At 34.6% G+C, this 22,067-nt stretch carries 16 protein-coding genes, 1 tRNA gene and 1 other RNA gene; 6 read left to right on the top strand and 12 right to left on the bottom strand.

Going from position 1 to position 22,067, the window contains the following annotated elements; all coding sequences use genetic code 11:
* Window position 1: 1 nt before the first annotated feature.
* Window positions 2–2,212 carry an ATP-binding protein gene (locus ACFOWA_RS05295; protein WP_378982493.1) on the bottom strand — a complete coding sequence of 737 codons (2,211 nt, stop codon included), beginning with the start codon at window positions 2,210–2,212 and terminating at the stop codon, window positions 2–4.
* Window positions 2,213–2,348: 136 nt separating this feature from the next.
* Here ACFOWA_RS05295 and ACFOWA_RS05290 point away from each other — a divergent pair, with 136 nt between their 5' ends.
* Window positions 2,349–2,723 carry a response regulator transcription factor gene (locus tag ACFOWA_RS05290; protein WP_378982491.1) on the top strand — a complete coding sequence of 125 codons (375 nt, stop codon included), beginning with the start codon at window positions 2,349–2,351 and terminating at the stop codon, window positions 2,721–2,723.
* 3 nt (window positions 2,724–2,726) lie between these two features.
* Here ACFOWA_RS05290 and ACFOWA_RS05285 read toward each other — a convergent pair whose 3' ends face one another.
* From ACFOWA_RS05285 to ACFOWA_RS05275, 3 genes are read right to left on the bottom strand one after another with little or no spacing between them, the layout of a single operon-like run.
* Window positions 2,727–3,533, bottom strand: a complete 807-nt coding sequence (locus tag ACFOWA_RS05285) for a mechanosensitive ion channel family protein (RefSeq protein WP_378982489.1) — start codon at window positions 3,531–3,533, stop codon at window positions 2,727–2,729.
* A 14-nt stretch (window positions 3,534–3,547) separates the two neighbouring features.
* Window positions 3,548–3,700 (bottom strand): hypothetical protein, encoded by a 153-nt coding sequence (locus ACFOWA_RS05280; protein WP_378982487.1) that lies wholly within the window; start codon window positions 3,698–3,700, stop codon window positions 3,548–3,550.
* 5 nt (window positions 3,701–3,705) lie between these two features.
* On the bottom strand, window positions 3,706–4,077 hold the full coding sequence (locus ACFOWA_RS05275) for a SpoIIAA family protein (RefSeq protein WP_378982485.1): 372 nt from the start codon (window positions 4,075–4,077) through the stop codon (window positions 3,706–3,708).
* 194 nt (window positions 4,078–4,271) lie between these two features.
* Between ACFOWA_RS05275 and ACFOWA_RS05270 the strand changes: the two genes are divergently transcribed.
* On the top strand, window positions 4,272–5,387 hold the full coding sequence (locus ACFOWA_RS05270; RefSeq protein WP_378982483.1) for an alpha/beta hydrolase: 1,116 nt from the start codon (window positions 4,272–4,274) through the stop codon (window positions 5,385–5,387).
* Window positions 5,388–5,453: 66 nt separating this feature from the next.
* Here ACFOWA_RS05270 and ku read toward each other — a convergent pair whose 3' ends face one another.
* Complete coding sequence (ku, locus tag ACFOWA_RS05265; RefSeq protein WP_378982481.1) at window positions 5,454–6,224, bottom strand: non-homologous end joining protein Ku; 771 nt, start codon at window positions 6,222–6,224, stop codon at window positions 5,454–5,456.
* 136 nt (window positions 6,225–6,360) lie between these two features.
* Between ku and ACFOWA_RS05260 the strand changes: the two genes are divergently transcribed.
* A complete protein-coding gene (locus ACFOWA_RS05260; protein ID WP_378982479.1) occupies window positions 6,361–8,631 on the top strand; it encodes a glycosyltransferase in 2,271 nt (756 codons plus the stop codon).
* Window positions 8,632–8,703: 72 nt separating this feature from the next.
* Here ACFOWA_RS05260 and ACFOWA_RS05255 read toward each other — a convergent pair whose 3' ends face one another.
* The 4 genes from ACFOWA_RS05255 to gltB all read right to left on the bottom strand — a co-directional run bounded on the left by ACFOWA_RS05255 (window position 8,704) and on the right by gltB (window position 17,554).
* Window positions 8,704–10,176 carry a glycoside hydrolase family 130 protein gene (locus ACFOWA_RS05255; protein ID WP_378982477.1) on the bottom strand — a complete coding sequence of 491 codons (1,473 nt, stop codon included), beginning with the start codon at window positions 10,174–10,176 and terminating at the stop codon, window positions 8,704–8,706.
* A gap of 150 nt (window positions 10,177–10,326) precedes the next feature.
* Window positions 10,327–11,433 (bottom strand): metallophosphoesterase, encoded by a 1,107-nt coding sequence (locus tag ACFOWA_RS05250; RefSeq protein WP_378982475.1) that lies wholly within the window; start codon window positions 11,431–11,433, stop codon window positions 10,327–10,329.
* Window positions 11,434–11,584: 151 nt separating this feature from the next.
* Window positions 11,585–13,051, bottom strand: a complete 1,467-nt coding sequence (locus tag ACFOWA_RS05245) for a glutamate synthase subunit beta (protein WP_378982473.1) — start codon at window positions 13,049–13,051, stop codon at window positions 11,585–11,587.
* A gap of 3 nt (window positions 13,052–13,054) precedes the next feature.
* Window positions 13,055–17,554: a glutamate synthase large subunit gene (gene gltB / locus ACFOWA_RS05240; protein WP_378982471.1), complete on the bottom strand. Its 4,500-nt coding sequence runs from the start codon at window positions 17,552–17,554 to the stop codon at window positions 13,055–13,057.
* Window positions 17,555–17,975: 421 nt separating this feature from the next.
* Here gltB and ffs point away from each other — a divergent pair.
* Window positions 17,976–18,075, top strand: an RNA gene (gene ffs / locus ACFOWA_RS05235) — signal recognition particle sRNA small type.
* Window positions 18,076–18,164: 89 nt separating this feature from the next.
* The gene (gene fsa, locus ACFOWA_RS05230) at window positions 18,165–18,824 is read left to right on the top strand and encodes a fructose-6-phosphate aldolase (protein ID WP_378982469.1); all 660 of its coding nucleotides are present in this window, start codon (window positions 18,165–18,167) and stop codon (window positions 18,822–18,824) included.
* An 82-nt stretch (window positions 18,825–18,906) separates the two neighbouring features.
* On the opposite strand, the gene ACFOWA_RS05225 is transcribed toward fsa, so the two are convergent.
* Both ACFOWA_RS05225 and ACFOWA_RS05220 read right to left on the bottom strand, forming a co-directional pair.
* Window positions 18,907–19,401, bottom strand: a complete 495-nt coding sequence (locus ACFOWA_RS05225; protein WP_378982467.1) for a D-glycero-alpha-D-manno-heptose-1,7-bisphosphate 7-phosphatase — start codon at window positions 19,399–19,401, stop codon at window positions 18,907–18,909.
* Window positions 19,402–19,494: 93 nt separating this feature from the next.
* The gene (locus ACFOWA_RS05220; RefSeq protein WP_378982465.1) at window positions 19,495–20,781 is read right to left on the bottom strand and encodes a sugar MFS transporter; all 1,287 of its coding nucleotides are present in this window, start codon (window positions 20,779–20,781) and stop codon (window positions 19,495–19,497) included.
* A 355-nt stretch (window positions 20,782–21,136) separates the two neighbouring features.
* On the opposite strand from ACFOWA_RS05220, the gene ACFOWA_RS05215 reads away from it, so the two are divergent.
* Window positions 21,137–21,209, top strand: a tRNA-Lys gene (locus ACFOWA_RS05215).
* A 441-nt stretch (window positions 21,210–21,650) separates the two neighbouring features.
* On the opposite strand, the gene ACFOWA_RS05210 is transcribed toward ACFOWA_RS05215, so the two are convergent.
* Window positions 21,651–22,058, bottom strand: a complete 408-nt coding sequence (locus ACFOWA_RS05210; RefSeq protein WP_378982463.1) for a cupin domain-containing protein — start codon at window positions 22,056–22,058, stop codon at window positions 21,651–21,653.
* Window positions 22,059–22,067: the final 9 nt, after the last annotated feature.

The raw sequence follows: 22,067 nt of genomic DNA, 5'->3' as shown, positions 1-22,067 counted from the left end.
TTTATCTGTTTTTAAGAGCGATATAAAATTTTGAACCAGAATTTAATTTGCTTTCAAACCAAACTCTTCCGTCGTGCCTTTCTACAATTCTTTTAACAATTGCAAGCCCTACTCCCGTTCCATCAATGTTTTTAACATTATCCATGCGCTTAAAAAGCTCAAATACCCTATCATAATAACGGTTATCAATTCCTATACCATTATCACTTACAGCATAAATTATTTCATCATCTTCAATATGCGAAGTAATTTCAATCCTCGGATTATCCACCATCGATGAATATTTTACTGCATTGCCGATTAAATTAGTAAATACTTGCGCAATCATAGTTCTATCACTCTTTAAGTCATACAATTGCCCTAAAATCAGTTCGGCATTGTCTGCTTTAAAAGCCGACCAAACCTCCGTGGTAATTTCTTTGATAATTTCGGGCATATCAATAGATTCAAAGACTATTTCAGAGCGACCCACCCTGGCCAAATGCAATATTTCTCTGATAAGTAAATTCATTTTATCAGCACCTAAAACAATTCTTTCTATCATCTTTACACCGTTGCCATCAACGCTTTTATTTTTAAGCAATAACTCAGCGTAGGTTTTAATGGAAGTTAATGGTGTTCTTAAATCATGCGAAATCGTATAACTAAAGGTATCAAGCTCTTCGTAGGCAGCTTGCAATTTCTCATTTAATAGTCGAATCTCATTTGCTTTTTTATTAATCTCAGCTATAACAATTTCCCGAATGCGAAGTACTGATGTAATTTCTTCAGAAAACCATCTTTCGGAAGTATTTTTTACAACTTCCGACCAAGTTTCGAAAGATTTTCGTGGAGAAAGACTCATTAAACCATCCTCAATTGTTACAGGTTTCTCAGGATTACCGGCCCAATTTACCGTAGCAAGCTGCTCAGGTTTAAACCAGATAATAAATTCATTGAGGTCTCTACTGATGGTGCAAGATAATATGCCTGCAGCTATTTCTTTATATTTTTTTGCGGGGTGAAATATCTCGGAAAGTCGATGCGTGTAATATATCGATTCATCGCTATTTGTTTTTAACCATGATGTAAGTGCCCAAATATCCTCCTCATTTGGTACAATACCAATTGTTTTTAAATTGTTTTCGAATATTATGGCAACACCTGTAGCTTTGGTAATATCTAAAATTGTACGTTCATGGTTGGTTAAGGCATCTACAAGATATTTATCTCGATTTAAATGTCCGCTAATTATTGCCGCGGTATCTATAAACTGTTCTACAACTATCGAATCTTCTTCTGCCTGGCGATATTCTAATGCTGAAGATAAAATTTGTCCAATTAATTTAGAACCTTCACGGGCTTTAAAGTCAATAAATTTCGGGCTATAATTATGGCAAGCAATAAGTCCCCACAATTCATTTCCAACAATTAAAGAAATACTAAAGCTCGAATGAACACCCATATTTTTTAGATATTGAATGTGAATTGGCGATACTGCTCTTAAGCAGCCATTCGTCAAATCTAGCGGAGTATTTTCTAAATAGGTCGCGATTGGCGAATCATCTGTATTAACATCTGCAATTAACCTGGTTAAATTTAGCTTATAAAGTTCTCGGGCTTGTTTTGGAATGTCAGAAGCCGGATAATGCAAACCGAAAAAAGATTCCAATTCATCTTCCTTTTCTTCTGCTACAACTTCGCCATGTCCATCATCCAAAAACTTATAAATCATTATCCTATCGTAGCCGATAAGTTTTTTTACTTCAATTGCTGCACCTTTTAGTAAATCTAAAACACTTTTGCCTTGAAGCATTGATGATGCAGAGCGACCGATTGAGCTTTGAATATCAAATTGTAAGGTTACAGGTTCGAACTCGAGCAGCCAATTTTGATTAGATGACGATATGATTAAGTAAAAGGGCTTTGAATTTATCTGCAGTGGATAAGGAGTAATGGCATCAAAATTTTCTTTAATGATACCTAACCTTAACAAATCCTCTATTTTAAATTCTATGTTTTGTTGCTGTATATATTGGTTTAGTGAAGATAATGGTTTATCAAGTAATTGATTAACAACTACATTTAAAAACGAAGAAACGTTTTCGCTGACATATGTAATATTAAGATTGTTTTTATCTACAGCAATTAAAAATCCGTGAGATTGTATTTTACCGGGAATATGTATAGGCTCTTTATCGCAGTTGGTTAAATCAACAGAAAATTTATTCATATGGAAATCTTATTACAAAACTATCAGATTTTTCGAATATTAACCTAAAAGCTTTTTAGAAAAATTCTAATTAACTATATTCCGTTTTCAGATTTATTTTTTATTATATATTTGTTTAAAATTTAATACTATCCCTTTGGCGAAAAAGAACATTTTGGTTATTGAAGATAACCATGCAATTTTAGATGTTATAACCCTCATTTTAGAAAGCGAAGCCTTTAACGTGGCCGGATTAAATAAAGGTGCTGGTTTTATAGAACGTGTTAAGGAATTTGAACCGGCAGTTATTATAATGGATATTATGCTTCCTGATATTGATGGCCGTGTTTTACTAAAAGAATTAAAATTAAACCCACTTACCCAACATATTCCGGTATTGATGATTTCGGCTAGATATAACTCTTCAAACTATAAGCTTGATGATGTTGCCGCTGATGATTTTATGGCAAAACCATTTAATATTGATGAATTGATGGATAAAATTTATGCACTTCTAAGAAAATCTGCATAATAATTATTCAGGCATTCCTGGAAGCTTAATTCCACTCTCTTTTAAATTTTTCATTAATTCCTTTTGGAAGTTAAGTTTCGTATCCATGAAACCTTTGGCTCTAACCCATACATTTAACAAAACTTTAAATCCGCTATCATCTAACACCGATACGCCAATTTGCCTTTCAGGCGATTTTAAGCTAGCTTTAAAATCGTCAACCGTTTTATTAAAAACCTCAGCCACTTTATCATAATCTATTCCGTAACTAAACTTAATCTCAATATCAAGCCTACGACTACCCTGCCTACTTACGTTAATAATAATTTCATTAGATAATTTTCCATTCGGGATAACAACCGTTCGATTATCAAATGTTGTAACTATTGTATAAAATATTTGTATTGAACTTACAATGCCTTCTTGTCCTTGTGCAATAATATTATCGCCTACTACAAAAGGTTTTAGCAATAAAATAAGTACACCACTAGCAAAATTCTGTAACGTTCCAGATAAAGCCAATCCTGCTGCAACACCAATACCACCAATTAGTACCGTTAAAAAGGTTAATTGTATGCCTAGGATTTGCATTACGGTAACAATCAGTAATGTTCTTAAAGCGATAAGAATTAAACTGGTTAAAAATGGACGAAGCGATGGATTTACATCTTTTCGATGCATCCCGTTTTTAAACCAACGGCTTAACAACCTAATTAACCATAAGCCAATAAACAAAATTAAAATACCAGCTATGATAGATGGTGTTTTGGCAATAATCCAATTATACATTTTAAAATATAATTGGTCGATTAGGTCAGCATTAAGCTTCATGAATTTTAAATATATTAGGGTTTATTATGTTTAACTGATTCATCCTTTTTTACTTTTACCTGCTTAGCATCATTTGCTGAAGTTGATTTTTCGTTAGTACCTTTAGCTTTAGCGCTTTTAGGTGCTGTAGCTTTTGTACTTTCTGCCGATGTTTTAGAATTTTTCATATTGTTTAGTTTAAATTATTGCTTAACCAAGCCTTTGCATCTTCTAGCTGCTCTGGCTTAAAACCCTTAGAACTACCTGTCGTTGCAAATGTAAAAATATCTGTAAACCATTCTACACTTTTTTCATTACTAACTACAGCAATTTTTTCCCATTTTGTAAAGTTTTCTAAACCAGCCTTTGCGTCCTGAATCCATGCACCAGCGGTAAAGTTCTTTACTTCTGTATCCAAAACAAGTAAATATCTAATTTCGCCAAACCTATCAGCTGTACGTTGTAAACCGGGTAATAAGACATTTTTAATATCATTTGCATCTACTATTCCGGTGGCTCTAACGCCAAAAATGTTATCAGGCAAGCCAGTTATTTCTGTTAGCATACTAAGTGATTTTAATTTTAGAACATTATAAACGCAGAAGATGTTTCGAGATAATAAATCTTTATCAATTACCAATTGCGCTATACTTATTCAGTAAAACAATCATTATCAATTCTATGAAGTTGTAAATAGACAAAAACACATTGAGCACAAGGGTGTTGTAAGTCTGTACTTTATAGTAAAAAACAGACATCATGAAAAACAAATTACTAAAAATCTCTACTGCATTATGTGCTATAGCGATAAGCATTTCTGCCTGCAATAGTGGAACAAAATCCTCTACAATTGGCGATTCCACGTCAGTAGATTCAACAGCTACCGTATTAAAGCCTGCAGGACCTGCACCAGATTGGGGTAAAACCATAAAGCCAGAAATGCAAACTATTATCGAAAAATTGATTAGTTATGGTGATAAACCATTAGAAACGCTAAGTGCTGTTGATGCTCGTAAAAATCATACACCAACAAATGCAGTAATGGATTTAGTGAATGCTAATAATATTACAATTCCAGCCCCTGCCGTTGATACAACTGGTAAAGATATTGATGTTGAAGGAGGAAAAATACACTTAAGAATTTATACACCAAAATCGGGAAAAGGTCCTTTTCCATTAATTGTTTATTATCACGGAGGTGGATTCGTGATTGCAAATTTAGATGTTTACAATGCTTCTGCTCAAGGTTTAGCAGAGCAAGTTGGTGCAGTTGTAATATCCGTTGCATATAGATTATCTCCCGAAAATAAATTTCCAACTGCGCACAACGATGCATTTGCAGCTTATGAATGGGCTGTTAAAAATGCTGTTAGTTTAAAAGCAGACCCTGCAAAAATAGCCGTTGTTGGAGAAAGCGCTGGTGGCAATTTAGCTGCAAATGTTTCTATTATGGCTAGAGATAAACATATTATGATACCTGTTCATCAAGTTTTGGTTTATCCAATTGCACAAGCTAATATGGATACCGAATCGTACAAAATGTATGCAGATGCTAAACCATTAAATAAGGCGATGATGAAATGGTTTACTGCACAATATTTAACTACAATGATTGAAGCACAGAACCCGAAAATATCATTGGTTAATTCCAATTTAAAAGGTTTGCCAGCTACAACAATTATAACCGCAGAAATAGATCCTTTGCATGATGATGGTGTTATGCTAGCTAATAAACTATCTGATGCAGGTGTGAAAGTTAATAGCAGAAATTATGAAGGCGTAACCCATGAGTTTTTTGGTATGGCAATTTTAGTTCCCGAAGCTAAGGCCGCACAAGCTTATGCCGCCGACCAATTAAAAGCAGCATTCAAATAAAGAAATATTTTTAATGCAAAAAGGGGAAGTGTGATACACTTCCCCTTTTTATTTTGAATAAAAATACTAGGCTCCTTTCTTTGACCCTAAGCTTTGCATTAATTGATCGTATAAATCATCGCTTGTTGCTTTTTGAGGTTTCATTTTCTTAACAGTAGCACGCTTACCTTTAGATTTTGCTTTAATAATTTTCAAGAGTTCATTACTGTATTCATCCTTAAAAGCGCTTAAATCAAATTTTGAACTGTACTGTTTTATAAGTGCTAAGCCAACATCCATTTCTTTTTTCGAGATGGTTACATCATCTACCTTTGTAATTTCCGATAGACTTCTAATCTCTTGTTGAAAGCGAATTTTTGTTACCACAATAACGCCTTCCATAGGATGAATTACACAAAGATTTTCTGTGTTTCTCAGTACAAATCTTGCCACACCAGCCTTAGCCGATTTCTCTAAGGCTTTTAATAATAAAGCATATGCTTTTTTTCCTTGTTTTTCTGGTTCGGTATAATATGATGTTTCATAATATACAGGGTTAATATCTTTGATATCAACAAAATTTTCTAGTTCGATAATTTTAGTTTTCTCTGGAGATGCCTCCTCAAAATCGTGCTTATCTAGAATTACATATTTATCTTTTAGAAAAAAACCTTTTACGATTTTATCAAAAGGAACTTCTTTGTGGCTATTTTCATTCACTCTTAAAAATTTGATTTTGGCATGGTCTCGCTCATCGAGCATGTCTAAATCCAGATTACTATTCTGAACTCCAGAAAATAATTTTACAGGAATATTTACTAAACCAAAGCCAATTGATCCTTTCCAAATCGATCTCATATGTATTTTTTTAAAACTTCCTTATAAACAAGGCATTAAATAATATTGTTTTGACTATAATAATGCTTTAACAAACGCCATATCAAACTATTTAGGCTATTAAATGTTATTTAAATATCTAATCCCTATAAGTCCTATGAAAATCGCCTATATTTCCACCTATCCTCCACGCGAATGCGGTTTGGCAACATTTAATTTCAACTTAGTTAATGCTTTAGGAATGAATGCTTCCTACGATTCTAAAAATAGTTTCGTTGTTGCCATGAACGAATCTGATGATTTAAATGAGCACAATTATCCAGATGAAGTTAAGTTTGTGATTCGTCAGCAAAGCCAACAGGATTATGTAGAAGCGGCTAATTTTATAAACAACAGCGATATCGATACCTGTATTATAGAACATGAATTTGGAATTTTTGGTGGTAATAGTGGAGTGTTTTTACTTTCGTTATTAAATCGATTGAAAAAACCTTTTGTAACCATATTGCATACGGTTTTGAAAGACCCGAATTTTATGCAACAAACCATTATTAAGGAGATAGCTTTAAAATCTTCTAGAATTGTTGTAATGAGCAAAAAAGCTGTGTTATTTTTAAATAGCATTTACCAAATTCCTACATCAAAAGTTAAATTAATTGAGCACGGTGTACCAGATTTGGAGCCAATAACAAATAATAACGTAGCACAAAGTGATCTGTTTAAAGGCAGAAAAGTGTTATTTACTTTTGGTTTAATAAGTAGGAATAAAGGTTTAGAAACTGTTATTAAAGCTTTACCTTCTGTGGTAGAAAATCATCCAGAAGTATTATATGTAATATTAGGAAACACTCATCCTGGTGTTGTAAAGCATAATGGAGAAGAGTATCGCGATAGTTTAAAGGCCTTAGCAAAAGAATTAGGTGTCGAAAACAATGTTGTTTTTGCTAATAAATTCGTTTCAGAAGAAGAATTACATCAGTATTTAACTGCATGCCATTTATACATTACTCCATATTTAAATGAGGCTCAAATTACAAGTGGTACATTATCATACGCAATTGGAGCAGGTGCGGCCGTAGTATCTACACCTTACTGGCATGCACAAGAATTGCTTGCCGATGGACGTGGTAAACTTTTTGATTTTAAAAATTATGATCAATTAGCAAATATTGTAAATGAGCTATTGGGTGATGATGAGAAATACAACAAATTAAGACAAAATGCATATAACTATGGGCTAAAATTGAGATGGCCTGCTATTGGCAATGTTTATTTAAAAGTACTTAATGAAGCCTTAGTGGATAGCGATAAACCTCAAAGAAAGATACCTCCTATCATTGATTTAGATAGCATGCCTGCGTTAAATTTAAGTCATATCGAGTTATTAACTGATGATACCGGTATTATACAGCATGCAAAATTTGGTATCCCAAACCTAAAAGAAGGTTATTGTATTGATGATAATGCTAGAGCATTAATACTTTCATTGTTGGCCTACGACCAAAACAAAAATCAAAAGGCATTAAAATTAATGCCGGTCTATTTAAGTTTTATTCAATACATGCAAACTGACGATGGTAATTTTAGGAATTTTTTAAGTTTTAATAGAAATTATTTAGATGAGGTTGGTTCGGAGGATTCCTTCGGTCGTACGATATGGTCTCTGGGTTATTTAATAGCCATCGCACCTAACAACTCCTATCGTGAATTTGGCAGGGAACTGTTCTCTAATTCGGTTAAACATTTTAAAAACTTAACCTATTTAAGAGCAATTGCAGATACCATTATTGGAATTTCTTATTATTTACAAGCACATCCTGGGGATGAACTTTTAGTAAAAGAAATCAATCAATTATCAAAATCTCTTGTTAATTCTTATCAAAACAATAAAGATGGTAATTGGCATTGGTTTGAAGATATATTAACTTACGATAATGCGATTTTACCGTTAGCGCTCTTAAGCCATTATGAGGTGACGGGTAATAAAGAATCGTATAATATCGCAATAGAAAGTGTTGAATTTTTAAATAGTTTCTCTTTCGAAAATGGTTATTTAAATCCCGTTGGAAACGAAGGCTGGATGAAAAAACATGATAAAAACCCAATATATGATCAACAGGCGTTAGAAACTATGGCAATGGTGTTGTTATATTCCAAAACCTTTGAAATAACCAGAGATGATAAATATCTTAATTTAATGCAGATAAGTTATGAATGGTTTTTAGGAAAAAATAGTTTGCACATACCATTATATGATTTTGAAACACATGGTTGTGCTGATGGTTTGCAGTTTAATAGTGTAAACCGAAATCAAGGTGCAGAAAGTACATTAGCATATTTTATATCGCACTTAACTGTATTAAAAACAGCAGAAATGGAATATGAAACTTTATCTTCTCCTTTGGTTGAAACAGATAAAGTAGTTTAACATAGTATTTACTTAAACTTTAAACGCTTTAAAAAGGGTTGAATCTTTATCGAATCAACCCTTTTTCATGAACTATGCTTCGTTGTTTGCTAATAAGCGATTTAATAACAATTCTAAATTTACTGTAGCAAATGATGAGCTATAATCAGATAAGCCATATGGAATGATAAGTTCTCCATTGCTAATAATTGAGCCGCAAGAATAAACTACGTTTGGTACATAACCTTCACGCTCATCATTATTCGGGATAATTAGCGGTTCTTTTAAATGTCCAATTTCTTTACTAGGGTCTTCCAAATCCAACAAACTTACTCCAATGCAATATCTACGCATTGGTCCAACGCCGTGTGTCATTACCAACCAACCTTTATCGGTTTCAATTGGAGAGCCACAATTTCCTATTTGTACCAAATCCCAATCAAAACGAGGTTGTTTTAATAGAATAGGATTTTCCCAAACGTTAATTTTATCAGAAAACATGAGGTAATTGTTCCAGCCGTCTATGCGGCTCATCATAACATATTTACCATTAATTTTACGAGGGAATAATGCTAAGTTTTTATTCTGAGCGCCATCGCCATAAAGTGGAATAACTTTAAATTCATAAAAATCTTCGGTTTGTACCAACTTTGGTATGATTAAAGAACCATCAAATGCGGTATAAGTTGCATAATAAACAATTTTACCATCATCTTTTTTAAATTTAACGAAGCGGGCATCTTCAATACCTTTTCGTTCAAATTCTGAAATGGGAAAAATTACTCGGTCTGAAATATCTGTATCTTTAGAGAAAGTTATGGTGTGATAAGTATCTGATAACCAAAGAACTTTATCGTACTCTACTTGCCTTTGTGGATTGTCTTTATGTAGTGTTTTAGAATCTTTAATAATGTTACTCAAATTTGTGTACTCAAATTTGTCGTCAAGTTTATCTTCCATTTCATCTAAAACAGAGGCGTCTATTTGAGCGTAAGCTGCCTTTTTTAAGAACATTTTCTTAACATAAATAGCATTTTTAACCACTTCTGCTTCATCAACATAATTCCCAACGGGTAAAACCTGGATATTATTCTTAGAATCAATTAAGGCTCTTCTAAATACGATGGAAGAAATATGACCTTCTCCAACTGCTCTAAAACTTATAATCACACGCTTTTCGCCCTCAACCAAATCCTTTTGATCCGGATCTTCAATAATGCTTGGATTGAAGAATGCGGCAGATTCAATGGAGTACTCATGCGTAAAATAAGCTCCAATCAGCAACCGCATGTAGGGATCTAATTCTTCAAAATCAGTACCTAAAGCGGCAAACTGTTTTTTTAATTTTTTGCAGTGCCTGTTTAAAATCTTTGTAATATTTCTATGTCGTTTAGAATATTCCTGTAAAATGGGTGAGATTAAAGCAAAAACTCTATCATCAGAAAATTGCAGCACTTTCTTAATTACCTCTAATGCTCTTTCATCTCCATTAAAAAAGAAACGAGCTATAACACGCTTAGTATCAGGGTAAACCTTTACAGGTTTACGTTCAATATATAATCTCATTATTTAAATAGGTTATGATTTTTAACTGATTAATGTTAACAATATTCAGCGGTAATATTAATAAAATTTAATTGTTTATCATCTCAATATTATCGATTTAAGCCGCAATGAAAATGCAATTTTTATTTTCAAACAAAGGTGAATTTAACTTTAAATTATATCATAAGGTTGCTGTGCAATTAGTTCAGCCAGCTTCATTTCTTCAAGAATAAATCGTTCGGGAATTGCTTTTTTTTGATACGACCATTTTATTAATCTAATTAATCCACTTTCTATTTCAATTCCAGTGATATCGCCATCGCTAAAACAGCAACAACCACTGTTAAAATATGCCGATTTATAATTCTTAAAAGGAGGCATCTGTTCGCCTTTTGCACCTAATTTGCTTAATTCTATATTTATTTTGTTTAAAGCAGATTCATCATTTTCTTTTTGAGCCTTGTTATGGCGGATATACAGCCTCTCTAAATGTGTTAGCGAAGCAAATACAGGCTGATGAGTATGGCCCGTGATTAAAGCCATATCCTTTTGCTCCGATACCCAACTGTACATCAATGCATTATGCACAGTTTTAAGCTGGTTACTATAAGCGGGCGTATTTGGATTTATTTTTAAATAGGATTGCATCGGTGCCCAAATTGTACTTACAAACCATTTGCTAAACCAATTTCCATCACTTTGTAAATCGCCTTGGTGGCCATGCGTAAGAAATACATCAAAAGACTTGCCTTCGCTAATAAAACGAAGAATAGCGCCCTCGTATATACGAATTACCTTACCGTAAATTCTTTTCAAATTAAATTGGGAGAGCGGGTCATTATCCCAATACAAATCATGATTACCAAAAATCTTCGTAAATGCACCTCTGCTAATAAATAATTGCTCAGCTTCGAAAGTTTTCTTGTTGTTCTTGATAACAGATTCTAATAGATTTTCCCAAAGTTCTTCACTATCACCTAAATTAATGTAGTTAAATTCTTCATTGTTGTAATGTTCGAGAGCGGCCAAATAGTTCTTTTCGGCCAAAGCAAAGTCATCAGCAAAATCTCTTGCACCTTTATGTTGATCAGAAAATACAATAAACTTATCGGTTGATTTGATTTCAAAAATTTCGCCTCTTTTACCCGGATTAGAAATAATGTTTTCATAAAGTTTTGTCAGCGATTCGTGAATGCGTTTGCTATCGGGTCTGGAGCCAAACCGATTTGACATTTTAATAACCCAATTGCCTAATAACTTCTGTAAGAATTTTTGCATCGTTTAAACTAAATCAGTTCTACCTTAACAAATTTTTATACTGTTGGTTTATTTCTATACAGGCTTTAAGAAATGATACAACAAGTTTAAATAAAAAAGGTCGCAACTTTTTTAAGATGCGACCTTTTTTGAATTATTTAGTGATATTTAATTATGCATAAGCAACAGCATCTCTTGATGCCAATTTAGTTGTTCCCATTAAATATTCATCAACTTTTCGTGCAGCTTCCCTTCCTTCAGAAATTGCCCAAACTACGAGAGATTGACCGCGACGAACATCACCAGCTGCAAAAATTTTAGCAATATTGGTTTGATAATTATGCTCAGATGCTTTTACATTTCCTCTATTATCCAACTCTACGCCTAATTTCTCTATTAATCCTTCTTTTTGGGGATGTAAAAAACCCATTGCTAACAATACCAATTCACATGGCAAATCTCGCTCCGTTCCTGCAACTTCTTTAAAACTAACTGGTCGGCCATTCGCATCAATTTCCCATTCTACATCTACAACCTTAAGTGCTTTTAGATTTCCAGATTCATCTGCAATGAAGTTTTTAGTGTTTACAGACCATGCTCTTTGTGCGCCTTCTTCATGCGATGAAGTATGTTTTAACAACATCGGATAATTTGGCCAAGGCATGTGTTCATTGCGCTTTTGTGGCGGCATCGGCATAATCTCAAATTGAGTTATTGATTTTGCACCATGACGATTTGAAGTTCCGATACAATCTGAACCTGTATCTCCACCGCCAATCACAATCACATTTTTATCTGTAGCAAAAATATCTTCAACATCAAATTGTCTTTCAGCAACCCTTTTATTTTGCTGTTTCAGAAAATCCATTGCGTAATGCACACCTTTCGCCTCGCGACCAGGGATTGGTAAATCTCTTGGAATAGTAGATCCGCCAGCTAAAACGATTGCATTAAAATCCCTTAATAATGTGCTTATCTCTACATTTTCACCAACGTTGGCGTTGCATTTAAAGATAATTCCTTCTTCTTTCATTAAATCAATGCGACGATCGATTACATTTTTTTGCAGTTTAAAATCTGGAATACCATACCTTAATAAACCGCCTGGAGAATCATCACGTTCGAAAACAGTTACCTCATGACCTACTTTATTTAGCTGAGCAGCAGCAGCTAAGCCTGCCGGACCTGAACCAATTACCGCTACTTTTTTACCTGTTCTAATTAGTGGCGCTTTGGCTTTAATATAACCTTTATCAAAAGCAATTTCTATAATGTGCTTTTCAATTTCCTCTATGGAAACCGGTGGTCGGTTTATACCTAAAACACAAGAAGATTCGCATGGTGCCGGACAAATTCTACCAGTAAATTCTGGAAAATTATTAGTGCTAAGTAAAATGTTAGCAGCCATTTCCCATTTAGCCTGGTAAACTGCTTCATTAAATTCTGGTATCACATTACCCAATGGGCAACCAGATTGACAAAAAGGCACACCGCAATCCATACATCTTGCCGCTTGCCTGTTTAATTCTTGCGGAGGAAGTTCGTTTAAAAATTCTCCATAATGCTTTACTCGTGTTGCGGCCGCTTCTCTGGTAGGCGCAACTCTATCGTATTCTTGAAATCCTGTTACTTTTCCCATGGCCTAGTGTGTGTTAACTTGTGATGCTTTTCTGCTTAAAACCGCTTTGTATTCTTTAGGGAATACTTTAACAAAATGATTGGATTGAGTTTTCCAATCACTTAAGATAAATTCAGCTACTTTACTATCCGTCAATCGGATATGCGTTTTAAGTAAAGCTAAAATTCTTTCCTCATCTTCGACTTGAAGCGGATCTAAATCAACCATTTCTTTATTGCATTTTCTAGCAAAAGTTCTGTTTGCATCATAAATCCAAGCAATACCTCCGCTCATACCTGCTGCAAAATTACTTCCCGTATCTCCTAAAATTAACACCTCTCCACCTGTCATATATTCGCAGCCATGGTCGCCTACTCCTTCAACCACTGCGGTTGCGCCAGAATTTCGAACAGCAAAACGCTCACCTGCTTTTCCACGAGCATAAAGTTCTCCGGAAGTTGCACCATAAAGTGCCACATTGCCAATAATTATATTTTGCTCAGGTACAAACGTCGCGTTAGCAAAAGGATAAATTGCCAAGCGGGCACCTGATAAACCTTTACCTACATAATCATTTGCTTCTCCCTCTAAAGATAACGTAACACCGCGAGTGTTAAATGCACCAAAACTTTGTCCGGCAGAGCCGACAAATTTAAAGTTTATGGTATCTGGCGGCAAACCTGCTCCCAAATGCACCTTAGAAATTTCATTAGATAACATTGTACCCAAAGCTCTATCGGTATTTTTAACATCGAAGCTTGCAAATACTGGTTCGTTATTTAAAATTGCAGGCTGTGCAGCTTCTATAAGTTTATGATCCAAAACATGTTCTAAACCATGATCCTGACTTTCTGTATTAAAATATGGCAAACCATTATCTTCAGCTTTAAACAGAATTGCAGATAAATCAACGTGTTTTAATTTCCAATCCTCATCAGATATATCTTTTACTTTCAAAATATCAGCTTGCCCAACCATTTCATGTATGGTTCTGAAACCTAATTCAGCCATAATTTCACGCAATTCTTCTGCTAAGAAATGGAAAAGATTTACAACATGATCTGCATCACCAGTAAATAGTTTTCTTAATTCTGGGTCTTGTGTGGCAACACCAACCGGACAAGTATTTAAATGGCATTTGCGCATCATAATGCAGCCTGCTGTTACTAGTGCTGCAGTTGCAACACCAAATTCTTCAGCACCAAGTAAAGCTGCAATTGCAATGTCTCTACCTGTTTTTAACTGACCATCTGTTTGTAAAACGATACGGTTACGAAGTTTATTTTTAACTAAAGTTTGATGCGCCTCAGCCAACCCTAATTCCCATGGTAAACCTGCGTGTTGGATAGATGTTAGAGGTGATGCACCTGTTCCACCATCAAAGCCTGAAACTAAAATTACATCTGCATGTGCTTTTGCTACACCTGCCGCGATGGTTCCTACACCTGCTTTTGAAACCAATTTTACATTAATCCTAGCAGCACGGTTGGCATTTTTCAAATCGAAAATCAGCTGTGCTAAATCTTCAATGGAATAAATATCGTGATGCGGTGGAGGAGAAATTAAACCAACACCTGGAGTGGAATGACGAACTTTTGCAATCCAGTCATCAACTTTATGTCCTGGAAGTTGTCCCCCTTCGCCCGGTTTTGCACCCTGAGCCATTTTTATCTGCAACTCATCGGCATTTGTTAAATAATAACTTGTTACACCAAAACGAGCCGAAGCAACTTGTTTAATTGCAGACCGCATGCTATCGCCATTTGCCAATTTGGTGTATCTCATTTCATCCTCACCACCTTCACCAGTATTACTTTTACCACCAATACGATTCATGGCAATGGCTAAAGTTGAGTGTGCTTCGTGAGAGATTGACCCGAAAGACATTGCTCCTGTTGCAAATCTTTTCAAGATTGCTTCTGTAGATTCTACTTCACTTAATGGTACCGAAGGACGGATATAATTAAATTCAAATAATCCACGGATGGTATAAGCCTGCTGTGTTTGCTCATTTACCAGTTTCGAATATTGCTTGAAAATGCTGTAATCGTTCTTACGTGTAGCATTTTGTAGCAAGTGGATGGTTTGTGGATTAAACAAATGTGCTTCGCCACGGCGACGGAATTTATATGTTCCACCGGCTGGCAGAAGATTTTCTATTTGAGTAATTGGTCCGAAACTACGACGATGTTTGATCAAAGTTTCATAAGCGATTTCATCCAATCCTAATCCACCAATACGGGAAACCGCTCCCGTAAAATATGTATTTACAACTTGTTTATTTAATCCTAAAATTTCAAAAATTTGTGCGCCCTGATAAGATTGTAAGGTAGAAATCCCCATCTTAGAGAAGATTTTTAACAAACCGCTATTTACCGCATAGATGTAATTTTTAGTTAACTGCTCTGCCGATAAACCAGATTCTTCCTCAAAACCATTTATAGTTTCTAAAGCCAGATAAGGATTTATTGCAGTTACTCCAAAGCCTAATAAAGTAGCGAAGTGGTGTACTTCCCAAACATCTCCAGCTTCCACAACTATACCAACCGCACCACGGTAACCTTTGCGAATTAAATGATGATGAACTGCAGAAACCGCTAACAATGAAGGCATTGCGGCATGTTCAGAATCAATTGCTCTATCTGTTAATACAATAACCTGAAATCCATCTTCAACAGCATCAACTGCATAACGGCAAAGACGATCTAAAGCTTTTGCCATTGCACCAGGTTTTCCGTCGGCTCTAAAATAGGTTTGTAATGTTTTTGCCTGAAAAACACCTGTATCAATACTTCTTAATTTCTCTAATTCTTGATTGGTTAAAATTGGATGTTTGATAGCAACACAATGAGATTGTAAAGGATTTTCTTCTAAAAGATTCCCGTTGCTACCCATAAAACTTGCTAAACTCATCACCACTTTCTCACGGATTGGATCAATCGGTGGATTGGTAACCTGAGCAAATAATTGCTTAAAATAATTCGATAAATGCTGAGGACGTTTTGATAAAATTGCCAAAGGCGTATCTGTACCCATAGAACCAATTGGCTCTTTAGCTTCAATAGCCATAGGTTTTAGCAATAAATCAATGTCTTCTCTGCTATAACCGAATACTTGTTGATATTTAAAAATAGATTCTGCAGAAAGTCCGGTAAACATTACCCGAGGTTCAGGCAATTCCTCTAATCTGATTTGATATTGATTTATCCAATCTGCATAAGGACTTTTGCCACAAACCTGCTGTTTAATTTCTTCATCGCTGATAATTCTACCCTGCTCCATATCCACAACGAACATTTTACCAGGCGTTAAACGACCTTTTTCTATAATAGTACTTTGATCAATTGCCAAGGCTCCTGCTTCTGACGCCATAATAACCCTGTCATCAGATGTAATTGCATAACGCGAAGGACGAAGACCATTCCTATCTAAAGTAGCACCAATTAATTTTCCATCTGTAAAAGCAATTGCTGCTGGTCCATCCCAAGGTTCCATTAAGGTTGCATGGAATTCGTAAAATGCCTTTTTAACCGGATCCATGTCTTCGTTACCATCCCAAGCTTCAGGAACAAGCATCATTAAAACATGAGGTAAAGTTCTACCAGCATGCAGTAATAATTCAATAACGTTATCTAGACAGCCTGAATCAGAGTTGGTTTCATCTATTACAGGAAGCAACATATCCAACTCCCCTGGTGTAAAATATGCTGATGCAAACGATTTAACACCGGCTCTAAACCAGTTTAAATTACCTTGTAAAGTATTAATTTCCCCATTGTGCGCAATGAAACGGAAAGGCTGAGCCAATCGCCATGATGGAAAGGTATTTGTAGCAAAACGCGAATGCACCAAGCCTAAAGCTGATACCATTCGTTTATCACTTAAATCTTTAAAATAGGTACGAACCTGTAGCGATGTTAACTGACCTTTATATATTATAGTTTGGGCAGATAGCGAAACGATATAAAAATCTTTCCCTCCATGTACTGTATTAACAATAAGCTTAATTAGGTAATTTTTAAAAATGTAGAGCTTTCGTTCAAAATCGGCTCCTGGCGCCACTGCATAAGGCCGGGCGATGAATACCTGTTCAATTTCCGGTTCAACAGAAAGTGCCATATTACCAACATCTGTTGTATCGGTGTCAACCTTTCTAAAACCTAAAATCTCTAAACCAAGTTTTTCTGCAGCACGATAAATAAGTTCTCGGCATTCTTCTCTAGATCTAATATCTTTAGGTAAGAAAAGCATACCAACGCCATAATTATTGGTTGCAGGCAAACTAAAGCCTGCTTTTAAACATTCATCATAAAAAAATTCGTGGGGAATTTGAATCATAATTCCAGCGCCATCTCCTGTGTTTGGTTCAGCTCCACAAGCGCCTCTATGATCTAAATTTTCTAAAATAGTTAGTGCATCAGAGATGATTTGATGCGATTTTCGCCCTTTCACATGCGCAACAAACCCAATGCCGCAGGCATCGTGTTCAAATTGCGCATCGTACAATCCACTGTTTGGTTCCATTCTTTGCTCGTTAGTTGTTAGTGTATAGGAAACACTAAGATACAAAAAACGAAGTTTAGATTACAGACTTGCTATAATTTTTGAAAGAATTTTAGTTTTTAAGCAAAAAATAAAATATAGAATGAAATAATCATAAAATACTGCTTAAATAATTACAAATTTTGTAATGGATAAGATGTGTAAAAATATTTATTTTCACATTGATTTAAGTAATAAAACGATTTATTACTTTTCTTACTTATAAATACATCATTCATATACAAATTTTATACCTTACTTATTTAAATAAAAAAAGATTCTGGACGCAGTATTAATAATAAATACACAATTTATTAAATTACTAATCAACCATATAGCTTTAATACTTAAAAAATTAATTAAATGCATTTTGCAAAGCAACATCTTTTCCTACCTTTGTGCCGGGCAAGTCTTTTACGACCAGCTCCCTTTGAACTCCCCCAGGGCGGGAACGAAGCAAGGGTAGAAGGTTGTAGCGGTGCGATAGAAGGTGCTTGCCCTTTTTTTATTTTCTTTAATCCCCTGGAGGGGGAATTAAATTCTTCAGGGTTTAAACTATAAAACTCGATTACTCATTTAAGAATTTATAAACATGAAATTTTTTATTGACACAGCAAACCTTGAGCAAATCAAGGAAGCACAAGATTTAGGCATTTTAGATGGCGTAACCACCAACCCAAGCCTTATGGCTAAAGAAGGTATAACCGGCGAACAAAATGTTATTAACCACTACAAAGCAATTTGCGATATCGTTGATGATAATGTTAGTGCTGAGGTTATTTCTACAACTTACGATGAAATCATTAAAGAAGGTGAAGCATTAGCTGCATTAAACCCTAAAATTGTTGTAAAAGTTCCGATGATAAAAGATGGTGTAAAAGCTATAAAATATTTTTCATCAAAAGGAATCAAAACGAACTGTACACTTATTTTCTCTGCCGGACAAGCTTTATTGGCTGCAAAAGCTGGAGCAACTTATGTTTCTCCATTTTTAGGCCGTTTAGATGATATTTCTAGTGATGGTTTGGTATTGATTGAAGATATCAGAACTATTTTTGATAATTACGGTTACGAAACTCAAATTTTAGCCGCTTCTATCCGCGGACCATTACATATTGTCAATTGCGCTAAATTAGGTGCTGATGTAATTACAGCTCCACTTGCAGCAATTGCTGGTTTATTGAAACATCCTTTAACTGATAGTGGTTTAGCAACTTTCTTAGCTGACCACGCAAAAGCAGCAGGAAAATAGAGTTTTATAGCAGATGGGAGATGGAAAATGGGTAAATTGCTCAAATCTTTTCATCTACCATCTGCCTTTCACATCTTCCATCCTACATTCCTAGTGCTTCTTTAATTTTCTCGTAGTTGATTTGTTCATCAGGCTCAATTAACACACCTTTCACCCCTGCCCCATTTGCAGCTTCAACATCTCTGGGTTTGTCACCAATCATTATAGATAAGGCCGGATCGATTTCATACATATCAATTGCATCTAATAACATACCCGATTTAGGTTTACGACATTTACATTCTCCACCAACAGTTGGATGGTGAGGACAATAATAAAAACCTGCAATATCGGCACCTTTTGCAACAAAAGCATTTCTTAACATTTGATGCATAATTGCCAATTCTTGTTCGGTATATCTTTTTAATGCAATGCCACCTTGATTGGTAATTACAATAAGCAAGTACCCTTCATCATAAAACTTTTTTAATACAGGAATTTGGTAGTCAAGAATTTTGAAGTCTTCAACGCGACAGATGTAATCATTCATTTCGTGGTTTAACACGCCATCACGATCCAAGAAAATAGCTTTATTCATAAGTTTAAAATTCAGAGTTATATAGGAGCAATGTTGTGTTGCTCAAGATGGCATCAAAATAAAGAAAAATTTACGGGATAGTAAAAGGTTCTACTACTTTAAGTGTAAGCCTACCTTATGTCCTTTTATGGCAAAATATAAGATAAAAAGATAGCATGGCATTACGGTAACAAAATAAGCCAGTTGAAAATCAAGGTGCAAATGATCTTTTATGAAAGCATAAAGCAACGGCCAAAGCGCACCACCAGAAATACCCATAATCATAATTGCCGAACCTGTTTTTGTAAATTTACCTAAATGACTAATCCCTAATGGAAAAATTGCAGGCCACATTAAAGAATTGGCCAAACCAAGCAAAGCAATAAAGATAACTGAAGTATATCCAGTTGTTAAATAAGCTACTATAGTAAAAATCAATCCTAATATAGCACAAATTCTTAAGGCAAATTGCTGGGAAATGTATTTTGGTATTGCAATAATGCCAATGATATAACCAACCAACATACTGCCTAAAGTTAACGATGTAAAGTATTTACTAATATCTGCGTTAATACCTAGAGCCTTACCGTAAACGCCAATTATATCGCCTGCCATTACTTCTGCAGCTACATAAACAAAAATGCATAGAGCACCTAAAAACAAATGTGGAAACTGAAATATGCTTTGATGTTTAATTACTTCACCTTTGGTATCATCTATAACATCTTCTTCAACATTTACCTCAGGCAAATCCGTAAATTTAATTACCAAAGCAAAAAGGCAAAAGACAATTGCAAGTACAATGTATGGCATATTAACACGACTTAAAACATCATTTAATAATTGTTCTTTGGCGATTCCGGTTGCTAATTCTATTTTCTTTTCTATAACTGAAGCGTTTTTTAGAAAAAGTGTTCCCATAATAAATGGAACAATAATACCAGCAAATTTATTGCAAATACCTGCAATACTAATGCGTTTAGCTGCGCTTTCAATTGGCCCAATGATGGTTAAATATGGATTTGAAGCAGTTTGAAGTAAAGCTAAGGCTGCACCTTGTACAAAAATACCAGTTAAAAATAAACCGAAAGTTCTAGTTTGCGCCGCAGGGATAAATACTAAAGAACCAATACCTAATAAGATTAAACCTGATATAATTCCATTTTTAAAGCCAATCTGTTTTAATATCCATGAAGATGGTAAAGCCAAGAAAAAATATGCCATGTATGAAGCAAATGTGACCAAAAATGCTTGAATATCTGATAAACCAAAAGACAATTTAAAGAATGGAATTAGTGTTCCATTTGCCCATGTTACAAATCCGAAGATAAAAAATAGCACACAAATAATAATTAAAGGCTTTGGTCCTCTAGATATAGCTTGATTTACGGGAATGGACATAAAAAATTTGAGTGGTTTTTAATTGATAATACCAAACTAATAAAAATATTTATGAATTTACACATCAAACGTTTGCGTAATTTTGAAAAAGACAAATATTTGTCCTCAATTTATTTAAATTTTATAGTATATTTTATATTATCTACTTATTAGGCTCATTTATGATGTTAAATAAACTTGATTGAAATAAATCACGATTGTATATATTTCCATAATGTGAAAATTTTGAAAGAACGATTATCACACTATAAATCAATAAAATAACACAAATAATTAATATTTATTTGCAGCAAAGGCATTAGAACCCTATATTTGCACCACTTTAAAGAAAACAACAACGTTTACCTTAAAAGTTGATTCCGTAGCTCAGCTGGTAGAGCATTACACTTTTAATGTAGTGGTCCTGGGTTCGAATCCCAGCGGGATCACATAAAAAATGATCGGAAAGTATATCTCTACTAGAGATAAATTTTCCGATTTTTTGATTCTAGGGATACTGATTAAATACTATCAGAATGTTTGAAGCGTGGAGAAGCCCAAGATTACGCTTGATCCCTTTATATAAGAAAAATAAGAAAAATCTCTAAAAACATAAAAACCTCAGTGGACAGGGTTAGTCTTGTTCTCAAATTAGCTCTTGATACTGTGTACATTTTAAGAAACTTGCTTGACGACTTGACTAGAATTTCAAATATTGCTTTAGATCCTTTAGAATAATGCAAAAATATAATTAATGTAATTATTTAAATGTATTCATCGAAACTGGTCGGCTTATTCCATTTCAAACTGTAAATGCAGATGGTTTCGATATACTAGCAACGTAACGCTGGGCTGTAGATAACGATGAAATAATGACAGGCACAAGGAATTTAAATCTGGTTGTAATGAACATCATCTACAGGTTCCAACCACTCTGGCGTCCCCGCCGTGATTACAATGTGCTCAAACCAGCTATCTTTTGCTGCACCATGCCAGTGTTTAACACCATCATTAATTAAGATCACATCTCCAACTTTCAGGGCTTGCGCAGACTTTCCAAATTCCTGGTACCATCCCTCACCGCCGGTTACCATCAAAATCTGAAATCCACCATTATGCCGATGCCAGTTATTTCTGCAGCCTGGTTCAAAGGAAACATTACCTACGCCCACGCTTATGTTAGGGTCTGCGACTAAAGCATTATAATAACTCTGTCCAATAAAGTATTGAGCGTATGCATCATTTTTTTCACCTATTGGGAAAATAACCCCATTTTGTACTTCTTCGTGTTTTGCCATTACAATAAA

The sequence above is a fragment of the Pedobacter lithocola genome (assembly GCF_042650845.1).
Lineage (GTDB): Bacteria > Bacteroidota > Bacteroidia > Sphingobacteriales > Sphingobacteriaceae > Pedobacter > Pedobacter lithocola.
This window is presented reverse-complemented; position numbering and strand designations above follow the sequence as displayed.